Below are 25,007 nucleotides of genomic sequence, written 5' to 3'. Positions count from 1 at the left end.
GGAGCAGCGATGGACGGTGTACCCCGAGTACCTGAGCAGCGGCGTGCCGGGCGGCCGGCGGCGCTGCGCTTCTGCGTACTCGGACCGGTGCGCGCCTGGCGCGGCGAGGAGCCGCTGCCCACCGGGTCGCCGCAGCAGCGCGCCCTGCTCGCGGCGCTGCTGCTGCGCGAGGGCCGCACGGCGACGGCGGCCGAGCTGATCGACGCCCTGTGGGGCGAGGAGCCGCCCTCGCAGGCACTCGCCGCGCTGCGCACCTACGCCTCCCGGCTGCGCAAGGTGCTGGACCCCGGGGTGCTGGTCAGCGAGTCCGGCGGCTACGCCGTACGCGGCCTCGACGCGGGCGCGCTGGACCTGGCCACGGCCCAGGACCTCGGCACGGAGGCGGACAAGGCCCGCGCCGCCGGGGACCTGCACCGGGCGCGGGCACTGCTGGGCCGCGCGCTGCACCTGTGGGACGGCGAGCCGCTGGCCGGGGTGCCCGGCCCGTACGCCGAGGCCCAGCGGGTGCGCCTTGAGGAGTGGCGGCTGCAACTGCTGGAGGCGCGCCTGGACATGGACCTGGAGCAGGCCCGCCACGGCGAGGCCGTCTCGGAGCTGACCGCGCTCACCGCCGCCCACCCGCTGCGCGAACGCCTGCGCGAGCTGCTGATGCTCGCCCTCTACCGCAGCGGCCGGCAGGCCGAGGCGCTGGCCGTGTACGCGGACACCCGGCGGCTGCTCGCCGACGAACTGGGCGTGGACCCGCGCCCGGAGCTGCGCGAGCTCCAGCAGCGGATCCTGCGCGCCGACCCGGCCCTGGCCGAGCCCTCCGCCCCCGCGCCCGAGCCGGTGGCGGCGCAGGTGCGGCCTGCCCAACTGCCCGCGACCGTGCCCGACTTCACCGGCCGCGCGTCCTTCGTCAACGAGCTGAGCGACATGCTGGCCTCGGCCGAGGGCCGGGTGATGGCCGTCTCGGCGCTGGCCGGGATCGGCGGGGTGGGCAAGACGACCCTGGCCGTCCATGTGGCGCACCGGGCCCGCGCGTCCTTCCCCGACGGCCAGCTCTACGTCGACCTCCAGGGCGCGGGCCAGCGGGCGGCCGAACCGGAGACCGTCCTCGGCTCCTTCCTGCGTGCCCTGGGCACCGCCGACTCGGCGATCCCCGACTCGCTGGAGGAGCGGGCCGCCCTGTACCGCTCCGTCCTGGACGGCCGCCGGGTCCTGGTGCTGCTGGACAACGCGCGCGACGCCGCCCAGATCAGACCCCTGCTGCCGGGCACGGAGGGCTGCGCCGCGCTGGTCACCTCCCGGGTGCGGATGGTCGGCCTCGCGGGCGCCCATCTGGTCGACCTGGATGTGATGAGCCCGGAGGAGGCCCTCCAGCTCTTCGTGCGGATCGTCGGCGAGGAGCGGGTGGCGAGCGAGCGCGAGGCGGCTCTCGACGTGGTCGCCGCCTGCGGCTTCCTGCCGCTGGCCATCCGTATCGCCGCCTCCCGGCTGGCCGCCCGGCGCACCTGGACGGTCTCCGTGCTGGCCGCCAAGCTGGCCGACGAGCGCCGCCGCCTGGACGAACTCCAGGCGGGCGACCTGGCGGTGAAGGCCACCTTCGAGCTGGGCTACGGCCAGCTGGAGCCCGCCCAGGCCCGCGCCTTCCGGCTGCTGGGCCTGGCCGACGGCCCGGACATCTCCCTCGCCGCGGCGGCGGCCGTCCTCGACCTGCCCGCCGAGGACACCGAGGACCTGCTCGAAGCGCTCGTCGACACCTCCCTGCTGGAGTCCGCCGCGCCCGGCCGCTACCGCTTCCACGACCTGGTCCGGCTCTACGCCCGCGCCTGCGCCGAACGCGACGAGCAGCCGCCCGGCGAGCGGGACGCGGCGCTGTCGCGGCTGCTGGACTTCTACCTGGCCACGGCGGCGGGCGCGTACGCGCTGGAGCGGCCGGGCGACCGGCTGGTGGACCATCTGCACACCGCGCGCCACCCGGGGCTGGTCTTCGAGGACCGGCACAAGGCCCAGGACTGGCTGTACACCGAGGCGGTCTCGCTGCTGGCCTGCGTCCGCCAGTCCACCCAGCCCGCGTTCCTGGAGCGGGCCGTGGACACCCTGTGGGCGGCCGTCGACCTCGCCGAGTCGGGCACCAACTCCAAGGCGTACGAGAGCGTCGCCGCCGCACTGCGGGACGCGGCCGAACGCGACGCGGCCCCGCGGGCACAGGCCCGTGCCCTGATCTGCCTCGCCTACGTCCACAGCATCACCGGCCGCTTCGACCTCGCGGTGCGGGCCGCCGAGCACTCCGCGCGGCTCAGCTCCGGCACCGATCCGCTGGCCGCCTGCTGGGCGTACAACACCCTCGGCGTGATCGCGATCTACCAGAAGCGGTTCGAGGACGGCGAGAGCCTGCTCACCCGGGCCATCGAGGGGTTCCGCGCCTGCCAGGACCGCGCGGGCGAGGCCAGCGCGCTGTGCAACCTGTCGCGGATCCACCTGGACAGCGGGCGCACCCACAGCGCGGTGTCGCTGGCCCAGCAGGGCACCGACATGTACGACGACATGGGGCACGCGCTCAAGGGCGCCAACGGCCGCTACGCGCTGGGCCTTGCGCTCACCCAGAGCGGCCGGACGAGCGAGGCGGCGGCCCGGCTCCAGGAAGCGCTCACCGTCTTCGAGGACAGCCGCCAGCAACTGTGGGCGGGCATGACGCTGTTCCGGCTGGCCGAGGTCGACCTCGCCGCCCGGCGGCCCGCGCAGGCCGCGGCGGGCGCCGAACTGGCCCTCGGGGTGCTCCGGGACATCGGCGGCGACTGGCGGCGCGGGAACGTGCTCGTGGTCCTCGGCCGCGCCCTCAGCGGCATCGGGCAGACCGGCCGCGCCCAGGTCTGCTGGCAGGACGCCCTGGCGCTCTACGAGGCGTCGGGCGCGCCGGAGGCCGAGGCGGTCCGGGCGCTGATCAACCCGCTCGCCGTGGCCTGAGGCCACGGGCCGCCCCCGGGCCGGGCGTTCATCGTTTGTTTATCGCCGCACGGCACTCTCGACCTGTCGTTCCGTCGCGTCGGGGGGCAGGCGGAACGGATCAGGGCCGTGCCATAGGGTGAACGGCCCCGAGCAGTCCGCCCGGAGGCCCTCGGGGGAGCCTCCGGGCGGACTGCCCGGCCACCGAACGGAATCCTTGAGACGGGGAAGCGGACATGAGCGACGACGAGAAGAGCAACGGAAACATCCACGCCACCGGCACCAAGCCCGGCGGCGCGGTCAGCGCGAAGAACATCCACGCCACCAGCGAGCCGCTGACCACCCCGAACCCGCTCAAGGCGGACGAGGAAGCCGGCGAGGCGGGCACGGACAACATCCACGCGACGGACGAGAAGGCCTGAGCCGGGTCCGTTCGCACACACGGGGGATCGGCCGCGGCGGCGCGGAGGGGGAGCCGTCGCGGCCGACGTGTGTGTTCAGGCGGTGGTGCGGGCCGTGCCCGTGCCCTTCTCGGCGTCCAGGGCGTAGACGCAGCGGTCCTTGCTGCACGCGTAGACGACGCCGTCGCGGACCACCGGTGAGCCGGTGATCTCGCCGCCGGTCGCCAGCTTCCAGCGCAGCCGGCCGTCGTCGGCCTTGAGCGTGTAGAGCAGGTGGTCGGTGGAGCCGAAGTGGATACGGCCCTCGGCGACCGCCGGGGAGCCGACGATCTCGCCGCCGGACTGGAAGCGCCACTTGGGCGTGCCGGTCACCGCGTCCAGGGTGTAGAGCCCCTTGCCGCTGCCGACGTGCACATGCCCGGCGGCGACCAGGACCGGGTCGACGGAGGCCCGCGCCTCGGTGGCGATCCGCCAGCGGTCGCGGCCGTCGATGGCGTCCAGGGCGTAGACGGTGCCGAGGTAGTCGGCGAGGTAGACGCCGCCGCCGGCGACCGCCGGGCCCGGGACGAAGGCGGGCGGCGAGAGGAAGACGGCGGGCGCCTCGAAGTGCCAGCGGACATGGCCGTTCGCCACGTCGACGGCGAGGACCCGGGTGCCGGCCGAGATGTAGGCGTAGCCGTCGGGTGCCGCCGTGATGCGCACCGGGACGCCGCCGCAGGAGGCCGCGTCCCCGATCGGGTAGGACCAGCGCTCCTCGCCGGTGCGGGCCTCCAGGGCGCGCAGCCGGGCGTCCTGCCAGACGTAGACGGTGCCGTCGTGCAGGGCGGGGCCCGCCTCGGGCGACTCGAAGTCGGTCTGGCAGCCGGTGATCTCCCACAGCTTCTGGCCGCCGGCGGCCTCCCACGCCTGGACGCCGCCGCCGCGGGTGCCGGTGACGACCGTGCCCCGCTCGGTCTGGATCGTGTACACCCAGGCGTCGGTCGGCAGCCGCCACAGGTCGGCGCCGTCGCGGGCGTTCAGCGCGAACAGGGTGGGGCCGTCGGAGGCGTGCACGCGGCCGTCGGCGACCGCCATGGACCAGGCGACGTCCCGGGTCTTGAAGCGGCGGCGGCCGGTGGCCACGTCCAGGGCGTGCACCTCGAAGGAGGTGACGTAGACGAGGTCGGAGGCGACGGCCGGGGTGCCCCACACGTCGTTGGACATCCGGAAGCGCCAGGGGCGCCAGCCGGGCGCGGTCTCCGGCGGCGCGGCGGACGCGGCCGGGACGACGGGCGCGGCGCCGGGGCGAGGCTTGGACCAGGTGGCGGCGAGGCTCGCCTCCGGCGGCGGCGCCTTGACCGCGGCGGCGCGGGCGTCGGCGACGCGCGGGCCGGGGCCGATGGGCGCGGCGGCACCGGCCAGCCGCACCGGGCCGCTGTCGGGGGCGCCGACCGGCGCGGGCATCGCGGGCAGCGGCGGCGCCTGCGGGGCCGGGACGGCGGGGTCGTAGGAGGGCGGGGGCGGCGGGGCCATCGGGGGCCGGGCGCCGTTCGCCGGGCCGCCCGAGGTGGGCGGCGGCGGGAGGAGGCGTCCGCCGCGGCGGGACTCGATCAGGCCGACCGCCGGGGCGGGCAGCCAGGCGGAGGCGGTGCCGCTGTCGTCGGAGCCGGAGCCGAAGAGGTGCGGCGCGAGCTGCGACTGGAGGTCGGCGGGGGTGGGCCGGGCCGCCAGCTCCATCTGCATGCAGGACTCGATCAGCGGGCGCAGCTCGTCCGGGAGCCCTTCGAGGTCCGGGCCCTCGCGCAGCAGCATGAAGACGGTCTCGACCGGGTTGGCGCCGTGGAAGGGCGGATGTCCGGTGGCGGCGAAGACGAGCATGGAGCCGAGCGAGAACACATCGCTGGCGCCGGTGACGCTGCGCGAGTCCTTGGCCTGCTCGGGCGACATGTAGGCGGGCGTGCCCACGGCGACGTTCGTCATGGTCAGGCGGGTGTTGGAGACGCCGGAGGCGATACCGAAGTCGATCACCCGCGGCCCGTCCTCGACGACGAGCACGTTGGACGGCTTGAGATCGCGGTGCACGAGCCCGGCGCCGTGGATGGACTGGAGCGCCTCGGCGACGCCCGCCGCCAGCCAGCGCACCGCCTGCGCGGGCAGCGGCCCGCACTCGGTCACTATCTCCTCCAGCGACGGCGCGGGCACATAGGCGGTGGCCAGCCAGGGCACGGCGGCGCGCGGGTCGGCGTCCACCACCGCGGCCGTGTAGAAGCCGGAGACCGCCCGCGCCGCCTCCACCTCGCGGGTGAAGCGGACCCGGAAGAGCTGGTCCTCGGCCAGCTCGGTGCGGACCGTCTTGATCGCCACCCGCCGGCCGGACGCCGAGCGCGCGAGATAGACCAGTCCCATGCCGCCGGCGCCCAGCCGTCCCAGCACCTCGAACGGACCGATCCGCCGCGGATCGTGCTGCGTCAGCTGATCCACCACTTGCCTGCCACCTCCCCGTACGAGCCGCGCCACCTCCGTGTGTACGCGGCCCCCGTGCAGCGTCTCACCACCGCACCGCCGTGGCGGCACGCACTCCGATTCTTCCTGGCCGCGGCACTGGTTGCGAACCCGCCGACGAACCGGGATGTCCTGGTGTATTTTCGGCGCGGAATGACGGTTTCCCGCCGTGCGGACGGCGTCAGGTGTCCGACCTTCACCGCCCCGCCATTATCTTCACCGCTCCATGACGGCGAAGGACGCCCCCTGGTCGTCGGCGGCGACCGCGACCTTCCCGTACGACGTCTCGAAGAGCGGCACCTGGACCCGGCCGCCGAGCCGGACGACCGTGTCGAGGGCGGCACCGGCCTCCTCGACCAGGAAGTGGACGAGGAAGTGCGGGGGCATCTCGGCCGGGAAGACGTCCGCGACCGGGGCCCGGCCGAAGTCGGGCCGGGCCCCGGGGCCGAACAGGGCCGCGTGGAAGAGGCCGCCGTAGAAGGTGTTCGCGCCCTCGGTGTCGCGGGTGTAGAGCTGGACCCAGCCGAAGCTGCCCGGCCGGTGGCGGCGGCCGAAGCCCGCGTGCCGCCCCGCCTGCCACAGCCCGAACACGGCGCCCTCCGGACCGGCGGCCAGCACCGCGGTGCCGTACGGGCCGAGCTGCCGGGGCTCGCCGAGGAGCTGCCCGCCGCCCGCCCGGATCCGCCCGGCCAGCGCCCCGAGGTCCGGGGCGGCGAAGTACACCGTCCAGACGGTGGGCATCCGGCCGTCCGACTTCGGGGTGAGCGCCGCGACGGGCTCCCCCTCCAGCAGGGCCACGACGGAGCCGCCGTACGCCTCCTTCTCCTCGAAGGTCCACCCGAAAAGCTCACCGTAGAAGCGCCGCCCCGCGGCGGTGTCGGGGAGCTGTGCGTCCACCCAGCAGGGGACGCCCTCCGTGTACGCGGATGCCCTGTTTTCGGCCATGCCGTCAAAGTAGCCGGGACTGCCGCACCGCGCAGACCAGGCACACCAGCCTCGCAGCGCCCGCGCGACCCATTTGCAGTCGGCCGAATCGCGCTCCCATCACCCCTCGGTAAGCTGACGACATGACAGGACAAGTGCGTACCGTCGACGGCCGCGTGGCCGGCCGGCGTGGGCAGGCGACCCGGCAGAAGCTGCTCGACTGCCTCAGCGAGATGCTCAGCTCCTCCCCCTACCGGGACGTCAAGGTCATCGATGTCGCCCGGAAGGCGGGCACTTCGCCCGCCACCTTCTACCAGTACTTCCCGGACGTCGAGGGTGCCGTCCTGGAGATCGCCGAGCAAATGGCCGCCGAGGGCGCCGATTTGGCCGGGCTGCTCGAAGGCAGGTCCTGGACCGGCAAGGCGGGCTGGCAGACGGCCCAGGAGATCGTCGACGGCTTCCTGGACTTCTGGCGCCGCAACGACGCGATCCTGCGCGTGGTCGACCTCGGGGCGGCCGAGGGCGACAAGCGCTTCTACAAGCTCCGTATGAAGATCCTGAACGCGGTGAACGGCTCCCTCGCGGATTCGGTCGCCGAACTCCAGTCCAAGGGCAAGGTCGACAAGGACGTGAACCCGGCCGCCGTCGCCGGTTCGCTGGTGACGATGCTCGCCGGTGTCGCCTCGCACCAGAAGGGCTTCACCTCCTGGGGCGTGAAGCAGGCCGAACTGAAGCCGAACCTCGCGCTGTTGGTGTACCTGGGCGTCACCGGCAGGAAGCCGACGAGATAGCGGGCCCTCCGGCCCGGCGCTGTCACGGCACCTCCAGGCCACAAGTCCTGTCAGGCAGGCGGCGGTTCACCCGGGTGGACCGCCGCCTGTCGTTCTGCGGGGCGCCGGCCGGTCCGGTCCCCGCTCTTCAGGGGGCGACCGTGACGACGGCCTCGTCGTCGGCCGGGTCGGGGTCGCGGCGGCCGGTGCGCTCCCGGTCGCCGGGCGGGTCCAGCCGGCCCGGCGCGTTGTCCTCGACGCGCACGGTGCCCGTTCCCGGGCCGCCCAGGCGCAGGGTGAACACCAGGGTGTCGGACGCGCCCGGCTCCAGCGACCGCACCGGGCACCTGTAGGACGCGCCGACGTAGGCGCACAGCGGCTCGTAGGCGTCCTCGTCGATCTCCGCCATCGGCTGCGCGGTCACCCGCGCGCCCGGCGGCGGGGTGAACACCATCCGCGCCGCGGCGCCCGGATCGCCGGGACCGCCGTTGCGGACGACCAGACGCAGCTCGCGCTCGGTGCCCGGCGCCCCGTGCAGGGTGACGTCCGAGACCGCGTAGTCGGCGCCCAGCGCGAGGGTCACCGGGACCTGGACCCGGCCCTGCGCGAAGTCGCCGCCCGCGCCTTCGGTGCCGCCGCGCCCCGTGGCCCGGACGTCGGCGGTCAGGGCGGGCCCTTCGCCGCGGTCGCCGCCGGACAGCCACGCGCTGTACTCGCCAGGACCCACGTCCAGCGGCCACACCCGCTGCTCGTACCGCGCGTAGATCTTCGTCCGCGAGGCACGCATGCGCAGCGCGGGCCGTACGACGGCCGTCTGCCCCGGCGCGATCCGCAGCCCGGGGAACCGGCACACGGCGGTGCGCCCGCCGGCCGTCGGATAACGGCAGTTGGCGTACCGCTGCGCGAAGGACCACGAGTCGTCCAGGGACAGCGCGAGGCCCAGGCCCCGGACCGGCAGTTCCCCGGTGTTGCGCACGACGAACGCGCCGGCCACCTCGCTGCCGGGCCGCACGTCCCGCAGCGCTCCGGGCGTCCGCACCTCGGGCACGGGCTCACCGACGACCACCTCGGTGCGCGCCGTGAGCGGTGTGCCGTCCGAGGTCGTGTACGTGAACCGTACGAAGCCCGAGTCGCCCACCCTGCTGCCGCGCGCGGCGACCGGTGTGAACCGCACGTTCCCCGTGCGGTTGAGGGAGCCGCCGGTGACCTCGCAGGTGACGCGGGTGGCGTCGCCCGCGCAGTCCGGGTTGTGCTCGCTCAGCCGCACCGTCTTCTCGTCGCCCCGCTCCACCTCGACGGTCAGCCGGTGGGCGCCGGTGGCCGCGTACAGGTGCTGGACCTCGACGGGCAGCGGCGCCTTGTCCTCGACGCCCTTCTTGTCGCCGTAGGGGCGCAGATAGTAGACGTCCGGCGTGGACAGCGCGGCCGGATCGGCCGCGGCGTCGCAGCCGGCCGCCCCCGGCAGCACGGCCAGCAGCGCGAGGACGACGGCCGCCGCCCGCGCCCGCGTCCCGCGCCGCCGCGCCGCTCCTGCCGTGCCGGTGCCGGTGTCCGTGCCGGTGCCGTCCATGGGTGCGCCCCTCCCCCGGGTGGGTCCCGGCCCCCCGGCCGGTGGGCCAACCTACTGCTCCGCCGCGCCGCCGGGGAACCGGGGCCGGTCCGGCCGGCGGTGCCGGGGTCGGGGTCGGGGTCGGGGTCGGGCGATACTCGGGGCATGGACACCGATCTCGACGCCCTGCTGAGGTCGCTGCGCGTGTGGGACCCGGAGGTCACCCGGCTGCCCGGGTTCGATCCGCGCGAGGCGCCCGCCGACCCCCTGGACCTGTTCACCGAGTGGTTCGCGCAGGCGGTGGCGGCCGGTGAGCGGGAGCCGCACACCATGTCCCTGGCGACGGCCGACGCCGGGGGCGACCCGGACGTACGCGTGGTGATGCTGCACGGCGCCGACGCGCGGGGCTGGGCCTTCGCCACCCACGCGGGCAGCCGCAAGGGCCGCCAGCTGGCCGACCGCCCGCAAGCGGCGCTCCTCTTCTACTGGCCCGTGCTGGGCCGCCAGGTCCGGGTGCGCGGCCCGGTCACCGCCGCGCCCCGTGACGAGGCCCGGACGGATCTGCACGCCCGCTCGACGGGGGCGCTGGCCGCCGCCCTCACCGGGGCGCAGAGCGAACTCCTCGGCTCCCTCGGCGAGCTGGACCGGGCCTCGGCCGCGGCCTGGCAGCGCGCCGAGGCCGCACCGGACACGGACGCGCCCTCCTGGACGCTCTACCGGCTGCGCCCCGACGAGGTCGAGTTCTTCCAGGGCGACGCCCGGCGCCGCCATGTCCGCCTGCGCTACCGGGCGCGGGCGGAACAGGAGGAACGGGAGGAACGGGAGGAACGGGAGGAACGGGAGGAGAGCGGCTGGGTGCGGGAGCTGCTGTGGCCGTGAGGCCGCTGCCCGGACCCCGGCGCTCGCACCGGTCCCGCCACCGCCCGGCGCCTTTCGGTCGTCGTCCGGTCGTCGTCCGGTCGTCGTCCGGTCGTCAGCCAGTGAAGGCGTGCACCGCGAAGTCGGAGACCGGGCGGTAGCCGATGCGCTGGTACAGGCCGTTGCTGGTCGGGTTGGCGAGGTCGGTGAAGAGCAGCACCTCGCGGACGCCGTCCGTCCGCGCCGCGGCCCGGCTGACCTCCGCGGTGACGGCGCCCGCGTAGCCGCGGCCCCGCAGGTGCGCGGGTGTGTAGACCGCGTTGACCCGGACCTGGCCGGCGACCGGCGGCGAACTTCCGGCCATGGCGACGGGCGTCCCGTCCGGGGTCTCCCAGAACAGCACGTCACCGCGCTCGGCACGGTCGGCGGCCCAGTCCGCCGGATCGCGGACGGCCGCCTCGCCGACGGCGATGCCGAACTCCACGTACCAGCGGGCCAGCAGCTCCCGGTCCGCCGCGCCCGCGGAGCGCGCCCGGCCCGGCGGCGCGGGGCGCGGCGCGGTCAGCTCGCCCAGCCGGTACAGCCGCAGCCGCCGCTGGACGGCGGTGCGGGCGCCGGTGTGCCGCTGCCAGGCCGCGGCGAAGGCGGCGGCCGTGGCGTCGTCGGCGTTCACGCCGGTGAGGCCGCCGCTCCCGGCCTGCTCCCGCCCGGCCTGCTCCCGCCCGGCCAGTCGCGCCGCCAGTACGTCGGCCTCCTGCCCGGTCAGCGCGGTGAGCACCAGCGGATGCGGCGGCGTACGCAGGAACGCCGCCCGAGCGCCGTGCCCGTCCGCTCCCGCCAGCACCCCGAACTCGGGGTCGCTCGCGCCGTACACCCCGGACCCGCGGGTGCGCAGGGTCTCCGTCACGGTCAGGTGCACGGTGTGCTGTGCGGGGCGCGAGCGCAGGAAGTCCCCGGCGCGGTGCAGGAATTCGTCCGGGTCACGGGTGAAGTGCCAGTCGTCGTGGGTCATGCCTCATGCTCCGCCGTCGCGCCCGGAGCCGCCTGTGATTTTTCCGGCGCGGCAACGAGACGGCGGATCAGAGCAGTTCGGGCTCGGGGTCGGTGGCGAGGCGGGCGTGCAGGTGGCAGTCACGGAAGGCGTCGTGGCGGCCCGCCTCCCACATGGCGCCGCGCGCGGTGCCCTCGTACGGGTAGCCGCAGCGCTCGGCGACGCGGCAGGACGCCTCGTGCCCGACGGCGTGGTCCAGTTCCAGGCGGTGCAGGCCGAACTCGTCGAAGGCCCAGCGTCCCGCGAGGCGCAGCGCGAGGGTCGCGACGCCGCGGCCCCGGGCCTCGGGCAGCACCCAGTAGCCGACCCGGCCGGACCGCATCGGGCGGCTGAGGACGCTGATCCCGACGTGCCCCAGGGTGGCGCCGGTCGCCTCGTCCGTGACGCAGAAGGGCATGCCCATGCCGCCCGTGGCGTTGTCCAGGTGGGAGGCGAGCGACTCCCGCGCGTCGGCCGGGCCTTGCTCCCTGACCAGCGGGGTGTTCCAGCGCAGGAACTCCGGGTCCGTCCGCCCGCGCAGCCACGCCGCCAGATCGGCCTCGGACTCCAGGTCCCACAGCCGCAGCCGCAGGCCGTGGCCGCGCAGCACGGGAGCGGGGTCGACGAGGGACTTCTCAGATATCTCGGCCATCCGGCCATTGTGGCCGAATCCACCGGGTCCGACACCTGAGTTGTCGCGGGGTAGGGCGCTCCGGCCCCGCACGCGGTCGCACATGATCAAGGCGCACGTGATCAATCCGCAACCAATTCCGGTCTTGACCGAGACCCATCAACCGGGTGCGTGATTACGCTCGCGCTCATGGCCGACTCCCCGTCCACCGCTGCCGCCCCCGCTCCCCCGCCCGTGCCCGCACCCGGGCAGACCGACCGGCCCGTCTATGTCATCGGGGGCGGTCCGGGCGGCCTGGCCGCCGCGTACGCGCTGCGCGCGCGGGGCGTGCGCGCCGTCGTGCTGGAGCGGTCCGACCGGGTCGGAGCCTCCTGGCGGGGGCACTACGACCGGCTGCGCCTGCACACCACCCGCCGGCTCTCCGCGCTGCCCGGACTGCCGATCCCGCGCCGGTTCGGCCGCTGGGTGGCGCGCGACGACGTGGTGCGGTACCTGGAGAAGTACGCCGAGCACCACGAGCTGGAGATCGTGACCGGGGTCGAGGTCTCCCGCGTGGAGCGCACCGCCGACGGCACCGGCTGGCTGCTGCGCGCCACCGGCGGCCGGGAGCTGACGGGCACCGCCGTGGTCGTCGCCACCGGCTACAACCACACGCCCCGCCTGCCCGACTGGCCCGGCCGCGCCGCGTACACCGGCGAGCTGCTGCACGCCTCGGCCTATCGCTCGCCCGGCCCGTACGCCGGCCGGGACGTGCTCGTCGTCGGCATCGGCAACACCGGCGCCGAGATCGCCGTCGACCTGGTGGAGGGCGGCGCCGCGCGGGTGCGGCTGGCCGTGCGCACCGTCCCGCACCTGCTGCGCCGCTCGACCGCCGGGTGGCCCGCGCAGTACACCGGCGTGCTGTGCCGGCGGCTGCCCGTCGCGCTCGTCGACCGGCTCGCCGGACCGCTCGGCCGGCTGAGCGTGCCCGACCTGTCCGCGCACGGCCTGCCCCGCCCGGACACCGGCCTGTACACGCGGGTCGGGCAGGGGGCGATCCCGGTCCAGGACGTCGGTCTGATCGAGGCCGTGCGCACCGGCCGGGTCGAGATCACGGCCGCCGTCGACGGCTTCGAGGACGGCGAGGTCGTCCTCGCCGACGGTGAGCGGATCCGGCCGGACGCGGTCATCGCCGCCACCGGCTACTCCCGCGGCCTTGAGCCCCTGGTCGGGCACCTCGGCGTGCTGGACGAGCGCGGCCGGCCGGTGGTGAGCGGGGCGCGCGCCCCGGCCGGGGCGCCCGGCCTGTACTTCACCGGCTTCACCAACCCCATCAGCGGCATGCTCCGCGAACTGGCCCTGGACGCCCGGAAGATCGCCCGCGCGGTGGCCCGTTACCAGGCTCGTTCCCAGGCTCGTTCCCGCGCCCGCTCCTGAGCGGGGGCGGGGGCGGGCGCCGGGGCGGGCGCCGGGGCGGTACGTCCTAGGCGAGCGCCCCCGCGAGCGCGGCCGGCCGGCGCCGGATCACCAGGGCCATCAGCGCCGCCGCCGCGCACAGCGCCCCGGAGGCGTACCAGACGACGTCGTAGGAGCCGAAGACGTCACGGGCCACTCCGCCGAGGTAGGCGACGAGTGCCGCGCCGACCTGGTGCGAGGCGAGCACCCAGCCGAAGACGATCGCGCTGTCCTCGCCGTAGTGCTCCCGGCACAGGGCGAGCGTGGGCGGCACGGTGGCGACCCAGTCCAGGCCGTAGAAGACGATGAAGAAGACCATGGGCGGGTGCACGCCCGGCGCGAGCAGCATCGGCAGGAAGAGCAGGGAGACGCCGCGCAGGGCGTAGTAGACCGCGAGCAGCCGGCGCGGCTCGAAGCGGTCGGTGAACCAGCCGGAGGCGATGGTCCCGGCCACGTCGAACACCCCGATGACCGCGAGCAGCGAGGCCGCCGTGGTGACGGGCATGCCGTGGTCGTGGGCGGCGGGCACGAAGTGGGTCTGGATCAGGCCGTTGGTGGAGGCGCCGCAGATCGCGAAGGTGCCGGCCAGCAGCCAGAACGGGCCGGTGCGCACCGCCGAGAACAGCACGGTGAGCGTGCGCCGGGCGGCCCCCGGCACGGGCGGTGGCTTGGGGACGAACTCGGTCGCGCCGTAGGGCCGTACGCCCACGTCGGCCGGGTGGTCGCGGAGCAGCAGCCAGACGAAGGGGACGACGGCGAGGGCCGCGAGGCCGACCGTGACGGCCGCCGGGCGCCAGCCGTGCGACTGGACCGTCCAGGACAGGATGGGCAGGAAGATCAGCTGGCCGGACGCGGAGGCCGCGGTGAGGATGCCGCTGACCAGGCCGCGCCGCTCGGTGAACCAGCGGTTGGTGACGGTCGCGGCGAAGGCCAGCGCCATCGAACCGGAACCGAGGCCCACCAGCAGGCCCCAGCACAGCCACAGCTGCCAGGGCGCGGTCATCCACACGGTCAGGACCGAGCCGACGGCGATCACGACCAGCGCGAAGGCGACCACCCGGCGGATGCCGAAACGGTCCATCAGCGCGGCGGCGAACGGCGCGGTGAGCCCGTACAGCGCCAGGTTGAGCGAGACGGCGACGCCGATCGTGCCGCGCGACCAGCCGAACTCGTCGTGCAGCGGGTCGAAGAGCAGTCCGGGCAGGGACCGGAACGCCGCCGCTCCGATGATGGTGCCGAAGGTGACGGCGGCGACGAACCACGCGCGGTGCACGCGGGCCCGGCGGCGGGGCGGCTGCGGTTCCTCGGTACCGGCCCCGGAGGTGCCGGACGCGGGGTGCGTTGTCTGGGTCACGTCACCCAGCTTCGGGCGTACGCGTCCGCGCAACGAGTGGCCCGAAGGACAGCATTCGTTAGAATCGGGCCATGGACTCCGTCATGGACAGGAACGGCCCGAGGGAGCCGACGGACCCGGGGAAGCCGGGGGGCTCGGGGGGCCGGGGAGGGCACCCGGGCGCGTACCGCCCGCACCGCGTCGTCGTGCTCGCGCTGGACGGGCTGCTCCCCTTCGAGCTGGGCATCCCGCACCGGATCTTCGGCCGCCCCGCGGACGCCGCGGGGCGCCCGTTGTACGAGGTGGTCACCTGCTCGGTCCGGGCCCCGGGGCCGGTGCGGACGGACGCCGACTTCTCGATCGTCGTCGAACACGGCCCGGAGGCCCTGGCCGGCGCCGACACCGTGGTCGTCCCGGCCTCGTACGAGAGGGGGCCGCTGTACGAGGAGGGCAGGCTGACCGGGGAGCTGGCCGCCGCGCTGGCCCGGATCCGGCCCGGCACCCGGCTCGCCTCCATCTGCACCGGTGTGTACGTGCTGGCCGCCGCCGGTTATCTGGACGGCCGCCCCGCGACCACCCACTGGGCCGACGCCGAGCGCTTCCAGCGGCTCTTCCCGCGCGTCGACGTCGACGCGGACGTGCTGTTCATCGACGACGGTGACGTGCTGACCTCGGCGGGGGTCGCGGCCGGGATCGACCTGTGCCTGCACATGGTGCGCCGCGACCACGGCACCGCGGTCGCCAACGACGTGGCCCGGCGCACCGTCGTACCACCGCACCGCGACGGCGGGCAGGCGCAGTACATCCACCGGCCGGTGCCGGACGCGCCGGCGTCCGGCACGACCACCGCCCGCGCGTGGGCGCTGGGGCGGCTGCACGAGCCGATCCAGTTGCGCGACATGGCCGAGCAGGAGGCCATGTCGGTACGGACCTTCACCCGCCGCTTCCGCGAGGAGACCGGGGTCAGCCCCGGGCAGTGGCTCACCCGGCAGCGGATCGAACGGGCCCGGCACCTGCTGGAGTCCACGGACCTGTCGGTGGACCAGGTGGCCCAGGAGTCGGGGTTCGGCACGGCCCAGTCGATGCGGCAGCACCTCCAGGCGGCCCTCGGCGTGACGCCGACCGCCTACCGGCGCACCTTCCGGATCACGGGCAGCGCGCCCGTAGCCTCCGCCTGACCGCACGCCCCACCAGCCGCACCGACCTCACTAGCCACTCCGGCCCCATCAGCCACACCGGCCCCTCCCGCCGCCCTGCCCCCGCCGGACCTATGGCCCTTCTCACAATCCGGTCGAAACAGGGACGAGGGTGACGGGCGTCACCGCCCGCCGCCGGGCGTTCTGTTTATGTTTCGCCCCATGCCGAACCCTTCGCGCTCCCGGCAGCGCCGCCCGAAGACCGGAGCCCTGCTCGCCCTGGCCGCGGTGCTGCTGCCCGCGGGCGCGCTGGCCGTCGCCGCACCGGCCCAGGCCCGGCCCGAGACCCGGGCACAGTCGCAGCCGCAGGAACCGCGGGCGGGCACGGCCCGGGTGACGGCGGCGGTGCTGCCGCTGGACGGTTCGCGGCAGCGGCCCGCGGTGTACGGCGACGACACCGCGTACGACACGGCCAGCATCATCAAGGTCGACATCCTCGCGGCGGCGCTGCTGCGGGCGCAGGACGCCGGACGGACCCTCACCGCGCGGGAACGCGCCTACGCGGAGCCCATGATCCGGCGCAGCGACAACGCCTCGGCGAACGCCCTGTGGCGGCAGATCGGCGAGGCGCCGGGGCTCGAAGCGGCGAACCGGCGGCTGGGCCTGACCGAGACCCGGGGCGGTTCCGGCCCCCGCTGGGGTCTGACCCGGACGACGGCGAGCGACCAGATACGGCTGCTGCGCGCGGTGTTCGCCCCGGAGAGCGGCGGCACGGCGGGCGGCGGCACGGTAAGCGGCGGCACAGCGGGCGGCGGTGCGCTGAACGCGGCCTCCCGCTCCTATGTCCGCACCCTGATGAACGGGATCGCCGACGACCAGGACTGGGGTGTCTCGGCGGCCGGGTCGCCCGCGGGGGCGGCGCTGAAGAACGGATGGCTCCAGCGCAGCACCTCCGGCCTCTGGGACGTGAACAGCGTCGGGCGGGTCACCGTGGACGGGCGCCCCTATCTGGTGGCGGTGCTGTCCGACGGCAACGCCTCGATGAGCGAGGGCGTTTCGCTGGTGGAGCGCACCGCGCGGGCCGCCGTGTCGTCGACCGCCGCGCGCTGAGGGCGCGCCCGGAACGGGCCCGTCCGTCCACAGGCTGTGGACGGCCCCGGCCCCGGGGACCTCGACGTCCGGACGGCGGTACGCCCATGCCCGCCCCGAGCACGGCACCGCGCACCGCCGTCCGGCTCCGGCGCACCGGTCCCACCCCCCTCACCCCTGAAGGGACCGGTCGACGCCGACCTCACGACTCACATGCGTCGAGGGCTCCGACCCCCGGGCTCCCTCGACGTCCCCTCACGGCGAATCGCTGCCACAAGCGTGATCAAACGGACACGGACCGTCAATGGCTGCTCGGAGATTCGCCCGTTATGCCGGTATCACAACGGGCGCGCACAGAAGCACCCCCGGCGCACACCACCCCGTCCGCACCGCTCGCGGGCCCCTCCGGACCGCCTACACCGCCTGGTACCTCAACGCCCCGTGCGCCGCGCCCTCGTGGTCCGCGCCGTTCGACCCGGTGGCCGCCCGGTAGGCCGGAGCCTGCCAGGCCGCCGCGTCGAGTCCGGTGCCGTCGCACAGGGGAGCCTGGCCGCCGCAGCCCGCGGAGCGTGCCGTGACGGACGCCACCGGCGGCGGACAGCGGTCCAGTTCGCACCAGATGCGCTTGCCGGCGCCCTCCGCGCTCCAGCCCCAGCGGTCGGCCAGGCCGTCGACCAGGGCGAGGCCGCGGCCGCCCGTGGCCTCGTCGCCCGCGCAGCGCGGCACGGGCGCGCACGTACTGGCGTCGGTCACCTCAAGACGCACGGTCGCCGTCTCGGCCGCCGTACCGGGCAGGGAGAGGCGCAGCACGGCCGGACAGCCGGTGTGCACCACCGCGTTGGTGACCAGCTCGGAGACGAGCAGGACCAGCGTCTCGGCGAGCGGCTCGTCGGCCGCTATCCCCGACCCGGCGAGACGCGACCGGGCCCACCTGCGGGCTCGCCCCACTTCCGCGGGGTCGGGCCGGATCTCCAGCTGCACTTGAAGCACCTGCACCGCTCACACCATCCGAACCGGCGGACTCGCGACCCCGCACTGTGCGGGGGCCGCGAGCACAGCCATTCTCTGCATGGCCAGAACAACGGCCAGAGCAAGGGTCACGGACTGTGACTCCCTTGCCAGACAGCATGGTTGACGTACCGTCACCGCAACAAGCGCTTCGGGCATATTCCCGCGCGAAGGAGTACCCGTGCGGCATACTGTGCGACGCCCGTCACCGGGAATCGAACCCATGGGCGACACAGGCCGCCCGACCTCGCGAACAGCGGCGCGCACCGCCGGATCCGGGGCCGCCGCTCGGGCAACACCGGTACACCCGGCCCTCGGAACCACTCGCATCTCACACAAGGTACCCGAGCCGGGCGGCGACTCCGGGACGTGACGAGTCAGGTCGGCGGCCCCATCCGGCCGCGACTCTCCGTGATCATCATGTGCCGCGTTCCGGAAGAGGCGGGCGCCGGACGGCCCCTCACCGCGGTCCGGCGGTCCGTACGCCGCGCCGTGACGACCGGTCCGCTCCGGCCGGTCATCGATCACTCTCCGTGACAACGAAACGGCGGCGGATCCCTCGCGCCACCCGGCCGCCGGGGCGGGCGGACGCGTGGACTGCCTGGTGAGGGGAGTGCGCTCGGGCGCGGGGAGGCGGTCGGGGACGGTGCGCGGACGCGGGCTCACGGCCGCGCGCGCGACCCGCGCGGGGACCCGCCGGACCGACGGCGGCGCACCGCCGGGCGGGCCGTGTCCCGCCGGGCGTACGTTCCCGGCGCACCGCGCCGCCGGGGCGTGCCGCGCCGCCGTACGGGCCCCGGCCGGGTCCCGGCAGGTCATCCGAACTGCTCGCTCGTCCGGGCGTGTTGCGCCCGGCTCTCGCACACGCGCACACCACCGCCCGGCTGTTCGGACCAACGGGCGGGACGGCGGACGGGACGGCGGACGGGACAGCGAGACGGACGGCGGGCCGGGCAGTGGTGAGGGGGGCAGCGGAAGGGTGGGTGGGCCGGGGGGCGGGGAGGGCGGGGCGCCGGACGGCGCGGGCAGCGGCACAGCCGGACGGCACAGCACGGCGGCGCCTACTCGGGAACGGTGAAGTAGCGGGCGAAGGCAGGCACGATCTCGTCCTCGCCCACCCGGCCGTCCGCGTCCGCGTCGAGCGCGTCGGCGGTCGCCCGCGCGATCTCCTCGGGCACTCCCAGCACCCTGAGCACCCGTACCGTGTCCGCGACGGTCGCGGCGCCGTCGCCGTCACCGTCCGCGACGGCCAGGGCCGCGTGCAGGAAGGGCCGGGCGATCTCGGCGAACCGGTCGGGAGTGTCGCGCAGCCGTTTGACGGCGCCGGTCACGAACTCCTCCCGGGTGATGCGCTGGTCGCCGTCGCGGTCGGCGATCCCGGCCATGCCCTGCCAGAAGGCCTCCGCCCCGGCGTACAGGGCCTGGCCCTTGTCGGAGCGCGCGGGGGTGCGGAACTCGGCGAGCAGCGCCCTGGCCGCCACGCCGAAGTCCTCGCGGGCGATGTAGCCGTTGCCGTCCTGGTCGAAGGTGGCGAACCGGGCCGCGATCCTGCGCTCGTACTCGCTGCTGACCATGTCTTCTCTGGCCGCCTCACATGTGGGGGTCTGCGTCGGCTCGGAGCGTACGACGCGGGTGGCCCCCAGGGGCCGGAACGCCGTGGCTGTGCCAGGACCGGGTGAATCCCGGACACGACCGGAGCACGGAGGGCACGAACAGCGCGGGGGGAGCGCGGGGAGCGCGTGGAGCGTGCGGGACGGGTCGTGGGAAGCGCGGGAAGCCGGAGGGGGCTCGCTCAGGCGGACAGGGATTCCTCGTCGACGGCCGCCGCCAGGTCGGGATAGACGTCGAAGAGGCGGCGCACGCCGAGGGCGCCGAGCACGCGGTTGACGTGGGACCCGTCGACGGCGCCCCCGGCGGGCAGGATCAGCCGCAGCCGGCCCTGGCAGGAGCGGATCAGACGGCGGGCGGCGATGAGCACGCCGACCCCGCTGGAGTCGCAGAAGAAGACCTCCGAGAGGTCCAGCACCAGGTCGTGCCGCCCCTCGGCCACCACGTCGTGGACGCGCTGGCGCAGCAACGGCGAGGTCACCAGGTCCAGTTCGCCCGCGACCCGCAGGACGCTCCATCCGCCCTGTCCGTCGCCGGTCACGTTCAACGCCACGGCCTGCCCTCCGCTCGCCGGATCTTCCCCGGAACCGCCCGGAACCGCCCGGAAACGGAAGCAGTTCCTACGCTTCATTCCGCGCGGCTGCCCAGCGGCCGTTCCCCCAAACGCCGCACAGCAAACGACCATGGTGCCCCAGAGGACTTGTTTCAGTCACATTCGGGATCTTTTCCATCAGACCCGATCGCAGATGATCTGGAAGAGAGGGGGTAGCCGACGCTTAACACGCCCCCCTACCACCTGGGGCTCTCCAGGGGGCGCACAACGGCATAAAGGGGCGTGCGCGGGCGAATGTGCCGACTACATTCGAGGAGACCAGGCAGACACGCTGGACCGGTCACCTCCCCGGGGCAGCGCCCCGGGACGGCCGGGCGCGAAGGGGGCCGCATGGCGAAGAAGGACGCACCGCCCCGCTGGGACCGCGAGATGCGGCGGCGGCTGGCCCGCGGCGAGGCGGCGGCGCTCGGCGAGCTGTACGACCGGTTCGCCCCGCTCGTGCACGGGCTCGCGCGCCGCGTACTCGGCGTACTCGGCGACGAACAGGCGGCCGACACCATCACCCGCGAGGTCTTCCTGCACGTCTGGCAGCACCCCGGCGCCTACGAACCGGCCGAGGGCCCGCTGCGCTCCTGGCTGGCCGCGCTGGCGCACCGGCTCGCCGTGGAACGGCTGCGCACCACCGGCGCCGCCCCCGCCGCCGCCGACGCCACCGGCTCGCCCGAGAACCTTGAGCACCGGGTGCGCCGCGCCTCCGTCGCCGCCCGCGCCGACCACATCGTCCACTCCCTGCCCGCCCCGCTGCGCGCCGCCCTCGACCTGGCCTACTTCCAGCGCCGCGACTACCACCGGGCCGCCGCCGACCTCGGTGTCTCCGCGGACGAGACCCGGCGGCGCCTGCGCCTCGGACTGCATCTGCTCGCCACCGCCCACGATGCCGGCGGCCCCGGCGCCCCGCCCGGCCGCGGGGGCGCGGCATGAACGCCGGCCGTGCCGCCGGCGGCGGCCGCGCGCCCGGGAGCGGCGGACCGCCGCCCGCCCCGGCACCGGAGGCGGTACGAACGAAGGATCCGACCGTGCCGGAGCACCACGTCCTGAAGTCCCTGCTCGGCGCCTGGGCCCTGGCCGCCTGCACGCCGCAGGAGACGGCGGCCGTCGAGGAGCACCTGGGCGGCTGCGGCGACTGCGCGGACGAGGCGCTGCGGCTGCGCGGGGCGGTCGGCCTGCTGCACCGGCCCGACAGCCTGGACCTGGATCCGGGTCTGCGGGCCCGGGTCCTGGACGCCTGTCTCGAGCGGCGGCCCCCGAGCGTCCCGGTGCCCGGCTGGGTGGCGCCCTACGACGCGGAGACGGCCCGCCTGGACGCGCTGCTCCAGGACTTCGGGAACGCCGAGTGGCACGCGCCGGTGCGGCTGCGGTGGTTCGAGGACGGGCAGGCGGTGGGCCGGCGGAGCACGGTCGCCGGGGTCATCGCGCATCTGATGAGCGTCGACGGGCTGGTGGCGGTGGCGCTCGGCCTCGACGACCCGCTCGGCGGCCTGCCCGCGCGCGGACCGGCTCCGGCCGCGCGCACCGAGGCGTACTGGCGGTCGCGGCCCTACCCGCCGACCCGCGCGGTCCGCGGGCCCTGGCGGGAGCAGACCCACGCGCTCGTCCGGACCGCGTCCCTCACGGGTACGGACGACGGCCCGGCGGGGAGCCCCGTGAGCGGTGCGGGCGGTGCGAGCGGTGCGGCCGGGGCGGCTGGTGCTGCGGGCGGTGGGCCGGGCGGCCGGTCCGGTGGTCCGCCCGGTGATCCGTACGCGGTTCCGTACGCGGTTCCGTACGGTGACTTCACCCTGCCGCTGCGGGACGCGATGGTCGACCGGGCGTTCGAGTGCTGGGTGCACGCGGAGGACATCGCACAGGCCGTGGACTACCCCTACGACCCGCCCGCCCCGCGCCATCTGCACGAGATGATCGACCTGGCCGCCCGGATGCTGCCGGGCGCGCTGGCCACCCGGCGCCGGGCCGGGCTCGCCGCGCCCGCGCGGACCGGGCGGCACCTGGTGGCGGTGGGCACCCCCGCGCGCAGCGTCCGGCTGGAGATCGAGGGCCTGGGCGGCGGCGAGTGGCTGGTCCCGCTGGACGCGCCGGGCGCGGTGGGCTCGGCGGAGCACCAGGTGGCCCATGTGGCGCTGGACGGAGTGGAGTTCTGCCGACTGGCGGCAGGCCACGTCACCCCGCGCGAGGCTGCGGCCGGACAGGACGGCGACCCGGACGCGGTCAGCGACGTCCTGTGCGCGGCGGCCGCGCTGAGCCGGATGTGAGACACCGGGCCGAGCCGTGCGGGGGCTCCCGCACGGCGCCCGCGCGGCGCATCCGTCCTACGCGAAGACCACCGTGCGCCGGCCGTTGAGCAGGATGCGGTGCTCGGCGTGCCACTTCACCGCGCGCGCCAGCGCCTGGCACTCCACGTCGCGGCCGATGGCGACGAGCTGGTCGGGGGTGACGCCGTGGCCGACCCGCTCGACCTCCTGCTCGATGATCGGGCCCTCGTCGAGGTCGGCGGTGACGTAGTGCGCGGTCGCGCCGATCAGCTTCACGCCCCGGGCGTGCGCCTGGTGGTACGGCTTGGCGCCCTTGAAGCTCGGCAGGAAGGAGTGGTGGATGTTGATGATCCGGCCGCTGAGCTGCTTGCACAGGTCGTCGGAGAGGACCTGCATGTAGCGGGCGAGGACGACCAGCTCCACGTCCTGCTCGCGGACCAGTTCCAGCAGCCGCGCCTCGGCCTCGGCCTTGGTGTCCCGGGTCACCGGGATGTGATGGAACGGGATGTTGTACGAGCCCACCAGCTCGGCGAAGTCCGTATGGTTGGAGACCACTGCCGCGATCTCCACCGGCAGCGCGCCGATCCGGGCGCGGAACAGCAGGTCGTTCAGGCAGTGCCCGAACCTGCTGACCATCAGGACGATCCGCATCCTGTCCTCGGCCCGGTGGAGCTGCCAGTCCATGCTGAAGGAGTCGCCGACCGCCGCGAAGCTGGCCCGCAGCTTGTCCACGGTCACCGGCGGCTCGGCGGAGAAGTGGACCCGCATGAAGAACAGTCCCGTGTCCTGGTCGCCGAACTGCTGGCTGTCCACGATGTTGCAGCCGGTCATGAAGAGATAGCTCGACACGGCGTGCACGATGCCCTGCTTGTCCGGACAGGAGAGGGTCAGGACGTACTGGTCGGCCTCGGCCGGGGCCGTCGCGGAACGGGGGGACTGCTCAGTCATGCGGAACAGGGTCCCACACGGTCCGCCCTGCGCGGGCCGCCGTCCCGCGGGCCGGGACGGCTACGCGGCGCGCGTCATGAGGCGCAGGGTCTCCAGGCTGCGCGGCGGCGCGGCCGGGTCGTCGCCGTCGCTGGCCGCGAGGCGCAGATGCGCGTCGTGCGCCGCCCGCACCGCCTCCGGCCAGCCGTGGTGGTCGAGATAGGCGGAGACCGGAGCGTCCGGCCCCACCTGGTGCATGATCCGCAGCACCCGCAGCACGGCCGTGTCGACGAGGGCCGCCTCCTGCGAGTCGCGGAAGATCGTGCCGACGTACTTCTCGGCGGACCAGCTGTCCAGCCAGGTGTCCTCGACCAGGCGGTAGACGGCGTCGGTGACGTCGCCGTACCCTTCGACGCCCGCGAGCCAGACGTCCCGCTGGAACACCGGGTCGGAGAGCATGTGCAGCGCGGAACGCACATTGCAGCGCCAGCGCCACCACGGCATGTCGTTGAGTGGCATGCCGCCCATGGTGGAGGAGCGACGGCCACGACGGGAAGAGTTCTCCGAACCTTGCACGGTCATCGATCGTACGTTCTCCTTCCCGGTGTCCCCACCGGCCCCCCGTAATTCACCTGTGCGTCACCCATTGTCGGCCATGGATCACTCCGGGGTTAGGGATGTGCCGGAATCGTGCGGAAGCATGACCGGCAGGCGAGACAGGCACACCGCACTCCGCACCGCCGCGCGGCCCGCCGGACGGAGGAGAACCCTCCGGACCGCGGGCGCGCTGGCGGCGGCCGTCTCGCTGTCCGCCGGCTGCGGTGTCGTCCCCGGCACCACGGGGGGATCGGGGAACGACACCGTCACCGTGATGACCTGGGCCCCGGACAGCACCGCGGCGACCAACAAGCCCGGCATGCCCGCCATGGCGCGCGCCTACGCCCGCTGGGTCAACGACGCCGGCGGCATCGCCGGGCACAAGCTCAAGGTCCTCACCTGCAACGACAGCAACGACAGCGTGGCCGCGGCCAAGTGCGCCCGGCTCGCCGTCAAGGAGGACGTGGCCGCCGTCGTCGGCTCGTACAGCCAGTACAGCGACTCCTTCTTCCCGCCGCTGGAGAGCGCCGGCATCCCCTACATCGGCGGTTACGGCCTCACCACCGCCGAGTTCACCCGCGCCCTGTCCTACCCGGTCAACGGCGGCCAGCCCGCGCTGCTGGTCGGCCTCGGCCGGGAACTGGCCAAGAACTGCGGACCGGTCGCCCTGGTGCGGCCCGACAGCATCGCGGGCGACGAGCTGCCCGGACTGCTCGACGCCGGTCTGAAGGCCGGCGGCCACCGCGCCGCCCACGACCAGCCGGCCGCCGAGGACGCCACCGAGTACGCGGGCGAGGCCGACAGGGCGCTGGCGCAGGCGACCTCCGGGCCGGGGAAGAAGGGCTGTGTGATCCCGGCCCTGGGCGAGCGCACCAACATCTTCATGGACTCCTTCCGCCGCGCCCGCGCCCACTACCCGGCGGTGCGCACCGCCGCCGTGCTCGGCAACGTGGACCAGACCGTCATCGACGCCAGCGGGGGCCCGGCGGGCCCGTACGAGGGGGCGTCCGTCACGGGCTGGTACCCGGTGGCGGACGATCCGCGCTGGAACGCCATGAAGAAGGTGATCGACGAGCAGGCGTTCGGCGACAACCGCGTCGACCCGGCGGACGCCGGGGTGCAGACGACGTGGATCGCCTACACGGTGCTCCGGGCCGTCCTGGAGAAGATCGGCTCCGGGCGGGTGAACGCCGGGACCGTCCGGCGCGCCCTCGACTCCGGTCTGGCCGTCGACACGGGCGGGCTGACCCCGCGGCTGCGCTGGCCCTTGTCCGGCCCCTTCGCCCCGGCCGGCTTCGCCCGCCTGGCCAACGCCGACGTGACCCTCCAGGCCGTGCGCGCGGGGCGGCTGGTGTCGGCCACGAAGGGCTTCGTCGACGTCACCGGGCCGCTCCAGGAGACGGACACGGACTGACCCGCCCGCGCCCCGCCGCGAGGAACG

21 protein-coding genes are annotated in these 25,007 nt (G+C 75.0%); 10 read left to right on the top strand and 11 right to left on the bottom strand.

Features of this window, described 5'->3' with window-relative positions:
- Positions 1–9 precede the first annotated feature (9 nt).
- Both afsR and R4Z62_RS19350 read left to right on the top strand, forming a co-directional pair.
- On the top strand, positions 10–2,949 hold the full coding sequence (gene afsR / locus R4Z62_RS19355) for an SARP-family global regulator AfsR (protein WP_491520447.1): 2,940 nt from the start codon (positions 10–12) through the stop codon (positions 2,947–2,949).
- Between the two features lie 215 nt (positions 2,950–3,164).
- Entirely contained in the window at positions 3,165–3,350 is a 186-nt protein-coding gene (locus tag R4Z62_RS19350) for a hypothetical protein (RefSeq protein ID WP_018567139.1), read from the top strand.
- Between the two features lie 75 nt (positions 3,351–3,425).
- Here the strand turns inward: R4Z62_RS19350 and afsK are convergent, their stop codons facing one another.
- Entirely contained in the window at positions 3,426–5,792 is a 2,367-nt protein-coding gene (gene afsK, locus R4Z62_RS19345) for a protein serine/threonine kinase AfsK (protein WP_491520446.1), read from the bottom strand.
- Between the two features lie 234 nt (positions 5,793–6,026).
- Complete coding sequence (gene kbpA, locus R4Z62_RS19340; protein ID WP_064533711.1) at positions 6,027–6,755, bottom strand: AfsK-binding protein KbpA; 729 nt, start codon at positions 6,753–6,755, stop codon at positions 6,027–6,029.
- Positions 6,756–6,889: 134 nt separating this feature from the next.
- Between kbpA and R4Z62_RS19335 the strand changes: the two genes are divergently transcribed.
- Positions 6,890–7,525: a TetR family transcriptional regulator gene (locus R4Z62_RS19335; protein WP_064533712.1), complete on the top strand. Its 636-nt coding sequence runs from the start codon at positions 6,890–6,892 to the stop codon at positions 7,523–7,525.
- A gap of 127 nt (positions 7,526–7,652) precedes the next feature.
- Here the strand turns inward: R4Z62_RS19335 and R4Z62_RS19330 are convergent, their stop codons facing one another.
- Positions 7,653–9,074 (bottom strand): hypothetical protein, encoded by a 1,422-nt coding sequence (locus R4Z62_RS19330; RefSeq protein WP_491520445.1) that lies wholly within the window; start codon positions 9,072–9,074, stop codon positions 7,653–7,655.
- Between the two features lie 144 nt (positions 9,075–9,218).
- Here R4Z62_RS19330 and R4Z62_RS19325 point away from each other — a divergent pair, with 144 nt between their 5' ends.
- The gene (locus R4Z62_RS19325; protein ID WP_491520444.1) at positions 9,219–9,932 is read left to right on the top strand and encodes a pyridoxine/pyridoxamine 5'-phosphate oxidase; all 714 of its coding nucleotides are present in this window, start codon (positions 9,219–9,221) and stop codon (positions 9,930–9,932) included.
- Positions 9,933–10,026: 94 nt separating this feature from the next.
- Here the strand turns inward: R4Z62_RS19325 and R4Z62_RS19320 are convergent, their stop codons facing one another.
- Both R4Z62_RS19320 and R4Z62_RS19315 read right to left on the bottom strand, forming a co-directional pair.
- On the bottom strand, positions 10,027–10,923 hold the full coding sequence (locus tag R4Z62_RS19320; protein ID WP_491520443.1) for a GNAT family N-acetyltransferase: 897 nt from the start codon (positions 10,921–10,923) through the stop codon (positions 10,027–10,029).
- A gap of 67 nt (positions 10,924–10,990) precedes the next feature.
- Positions 10,991–11,593 carry a GNAT family N-acetyltransferase gene (locus R4Z62_RS19315; RefSeq protein ID WP_491520442.1) on the bottom strand — a complete coding sequence of 201 codons (603 nt, stop codon included), beginning with the start codon at positions 11,591–11,593 and terminating at the stop codon, positions 10,991–10,993.
- A gap of 168 nt (positions 11,594–11,761) precedes the next feature.
- Between R4Z62_RS19315 and R4Z62_RS19310 the strand changes: the two genes are divergently transcribed.
- Positions 11,762–12,988: a flavin-containing monooxygenase gene (locus R4Z62_RS19310; RefSeq protein ID WP_491520441.1), complete on the top strand. Its 1,227-nt coding sequence runs from the start codon at positions 11,762–11,764 to the stop codon at positions 12,986–12,988.
- Between the two features lie 46 nt (positions 12,989–13,034).
- Here R4Z62_RS19310 and R4Z62_RS19305 read toward each other — a convergent pair whose 3' ends face one another.
- A complete protein-coding gene (locus tag R4Z62_RS19305) occupies positions 13,035–14,360 on the bottom strand; it encodes an MFS transporter (protein ID WP_491520440.1) in 1,326 nt (441 codons plus the stop codon).
- 71 nt (positions 14,361–14,431) lie between these two features.
- Between R4Z62_RS19305 and R4Z62_RS19300 the strand changes: the two genes are divergently transcribed.
- Both R4Z62_RS19300 and R4Z62_RS19295 read left to right on the top strand, forming a co-directional pair.
- Complete coding sequence (locus R4Z62_RS19300; protein ID WP_491520439.1) at positions 14,432–15,517, top strand: GlxA family transcriptional regulator; 1,086 nt, start codon at positions 14,432–14,434, stop codon at positions 15,515–15,517.
- A 180-nt stretch (positions 15,518–15,697) separates the two neighbouring features.
- Complete coding sequence (locus R4Z62_RS19295) at positions 15,698–16,585, top strand: serine hydrolase (RefSeq protein WP_064533717.1); 888 nt, start codon at positions 15,698–15,700, stop codon at positions 16,583–16,585.
- Positions 16,586–16,978: 393 nt separating this feature from the next.
- Here R4Z62_RS19295 and R4Z62_RS19290 read toward each other — a convergent pair whose 3' ends face one another.
- From R4Z62_RS19290 to R4Z62_RS19280, 3 genes are all read right to left on the bottom strand, one after another.
- Entirely contained in the window at positions 16,979–17,545 is a 567-nt protein-coding gene (locus R4Z62_RS19290) for an ATP-binding protein (RefSeq protein ID WP_491521896.1), read from the bottom strand.
- Between the two features lie 1,088 nt (positions 17,546–18,633).
- A complete protein-coding gene (locus R4Z62_RS19285) occupies positions 18,634–19,146 on the bottom strand; it encodes an EF-hand domain-containing protein (RefSeq protein WP_064533719.1) in 513 nt (170 codons plus the stop codon).
- Between the two features lie 218 nt (positions 19,147–19,364).
- Positions 19,365–19,733 carry an STAS domain-containing protein gene (locus R4Z62_RS19280; RefSeq protein ID WP_064533720.1) on the bottom strand — a complete coding sequence of 123 codons (369 nt, stop codon included), beginning with the start codon at positions 19,731–19,733 and terminating at the stop codon, positions 19,365–19,367.
- Positions 19,734–20,123: 390 nt separating this feature from the next.
- On the opposite strand from R4Z62_RS19280, the gene R4Z62_RS19275 reads away from it, so the two are divergent.
- Together R4Z62_RS19275 and R4Z62_RS19270 are read left to right on the top strand one after the other, a co-directional pair.
- The gene (locus R4Z62_RS19275; RefSeq protein WP_491520438.1) at positions 20,124–20,714 is read left to right on the top strand and encodes a sigma-70 family RNA polymerase sigma factor; all 591 of its coding nucleotides are present in this window, start codon (positions 20,124–20,126) and stop codon (positions 20,712–20,714) included.
- The gene (locus R4Z62_RS19270; RefSeq protein WP_491520437.1) at positions 20,711–22,042 is read left to right on the top strand and encodes a zf-HC2 domain-containing protein; all 1,332 of its coding nucleotides are present in this window, start codon (positions 20,711–20,713) and stop codon (positions 22,040–22,042) included. The genes R4Z62_RS19275 and R4Z62_RS19270 overlap by 4 nt, the downstream gene beginning before the upstream one ends.
- A 57-nt stretch (positions 22,043–22,099) precedes the next feature.
- Here the strand turns inward: R4Z62_RS19270 and purU are convergent, their stop codons facing one another.
- A complete protein-coding gene (purU, locus tag R4Z62_RS19265; protein ID WP_491520436.1) occupies positions 22,100–22,990 on the bottom strand; it encodes a formyltetrahydrofolate deformylase in 891 nt (296 codons plus the stop codon).
- Positions 22,991–23,050: 60 nt separating this feature from the next.
- Positions 23,051–23,551, bottom strand: a complete 501-nt coding sequence (locus R4Z62_RS19260) for an SCO4402 family protein (protein WP_064533723.1) — start codon at positions 23,549–23,551, stop codon at positions 23,051–23,053.
- Between the two features lie 118 nt (positions 23,552–23,669).
- Between R4Z62_RS19260 and R4Z62_RS19255 the strand changes: the two genes are divergently transcribed.
- Positions 23,670–24,980: an ABC transporter substrate-binding protein gene (locus tag R4Z62_RS19255; protein ID WP_491520435.1), complete on the top strand. Its 1,311-nt coding sequence runs from the start codon at positions 23,670–23,672 to the stop codon at positions 24,978–24,980.
- The last annotated feature ends 27 nt before the right edge of the window (positions 24,981–25,007 follow it).

Source organism: Streptomyces sp. PL-25 (assembly GCF_058344915.1).
The sequence above is the reverse complement of the archived record's forward strand: the minus strand, read 5'-3'. Positions and strand labels throughout refer to the sequence as shown.

Coding starts and splice junctions, on each gene's coding strand:
- R4Z62_RS19350 (WP_018567139.1), top strand. CDS start 3,165: ATGAGCGACGACGAGAAGAGCAACGGAAACATCCACGCCACCGGCACC.
- R4Z62_RS19255 (WP_491520435.1), top strand. CDS start 23,670: ATGACCGGCAGGCGAGACAGGCACACCGCACTCCGCACCGCCGCGCGG.
- purU (WP_491520436.1), bottom strand. CDS start 22,990: ATGACTGAGCAGTCCCCCCGTTCCGCGACGGCCCCGGCCGAGGCCGAC.
- R4Z62_RS19275 (WP_491520438.1), top strand. CDS start 20,124: ATGGCGAAGAAGGACGCACCGCCCCGCTGGGACCGCGAGATGCGGCGG.
- R4Z62_RS19285 (WP_064533719.1), bottom strand. CDS start 19,146: ATGGTCAGCAGCGAGTACGAGCGCAGGATCGCGGCCCGGTTCGCCACC.
- R4Z62_RS19295 (WP_064533717.1), top strand. CDS start 15,698: ATGCCGAACCCTTCGCGCTCCCGGCAGCGCCGCCCGAAGACCGGAGCC.
- R4Z62_RS19260 (WP_064533723.1), bottom strand. CDS start 23,551: ATGACCGTGCAAGGTTCGGAGAACTCTTCCCGTCGTGGCCGTCGCTCC.
- kbpA (WP_064533711.1), bottom strand. CDS start 6,755: ATGGCCGAAAACAGGGCATCCGCGTACACGGAGGGCGTCCCCTGCTGG.
- afsR (WP_491520447.1), top strand. CDS start 10: ATGGACGGTGTACCCCGAGTACCTGAGCAGCGGCGTGCCGGGCGGCCG.
- R4Z62_RS19270 (WP_491520437.1), top strand. CDS start 20,711: ATGAACGCCGGCCGTGCCGCCGGCGGCGGCCGCGCGCCCGGGAGCGGC.
- R4Z62_RS19330 (WP_491520445.1), bottom strand. CDS start 9,074: ATGGACGGCACCGGCACGGACACCGGCACCGGCACGGCAGGAGCGGCG.
- R4Z62_RS19310 (WP_491520441.1), top strand. CDS start 11,762: ATGGCCGACTCCCCGTCCACCGCTGCCGCCCCCGCTCCCCCGCCCGTG.
- R4Z62_RS19300 (WP_491520439.1), top strand. CDS start 14,432: ATGGACTCCGTCATGGACAGGAACGGCCCGAGGGAGCCGACGGACCCG.
- R4Z62_RS19320 (WP_491520443.1), bottom strand. CDS start 10,923: ATGACCCACGACGACTGGCACTTCACCCGTGACCCGGACGAATTCCTG.
- R4Z62_RS19325 (WP_491520444.1), top strand. CDS start 9,219: ATGGACACCGATCTCGACGCCCTGCTGAGGTCGCTGCGCGTGTGGGAC.
- R4Z62_RS19315 (WP_491520442.1), bottom strand. CDS start 11,593: ATGGCCGAGATATCTGAGAAGTCCCTCGTCGACCCCGCTCCCGTGCTG.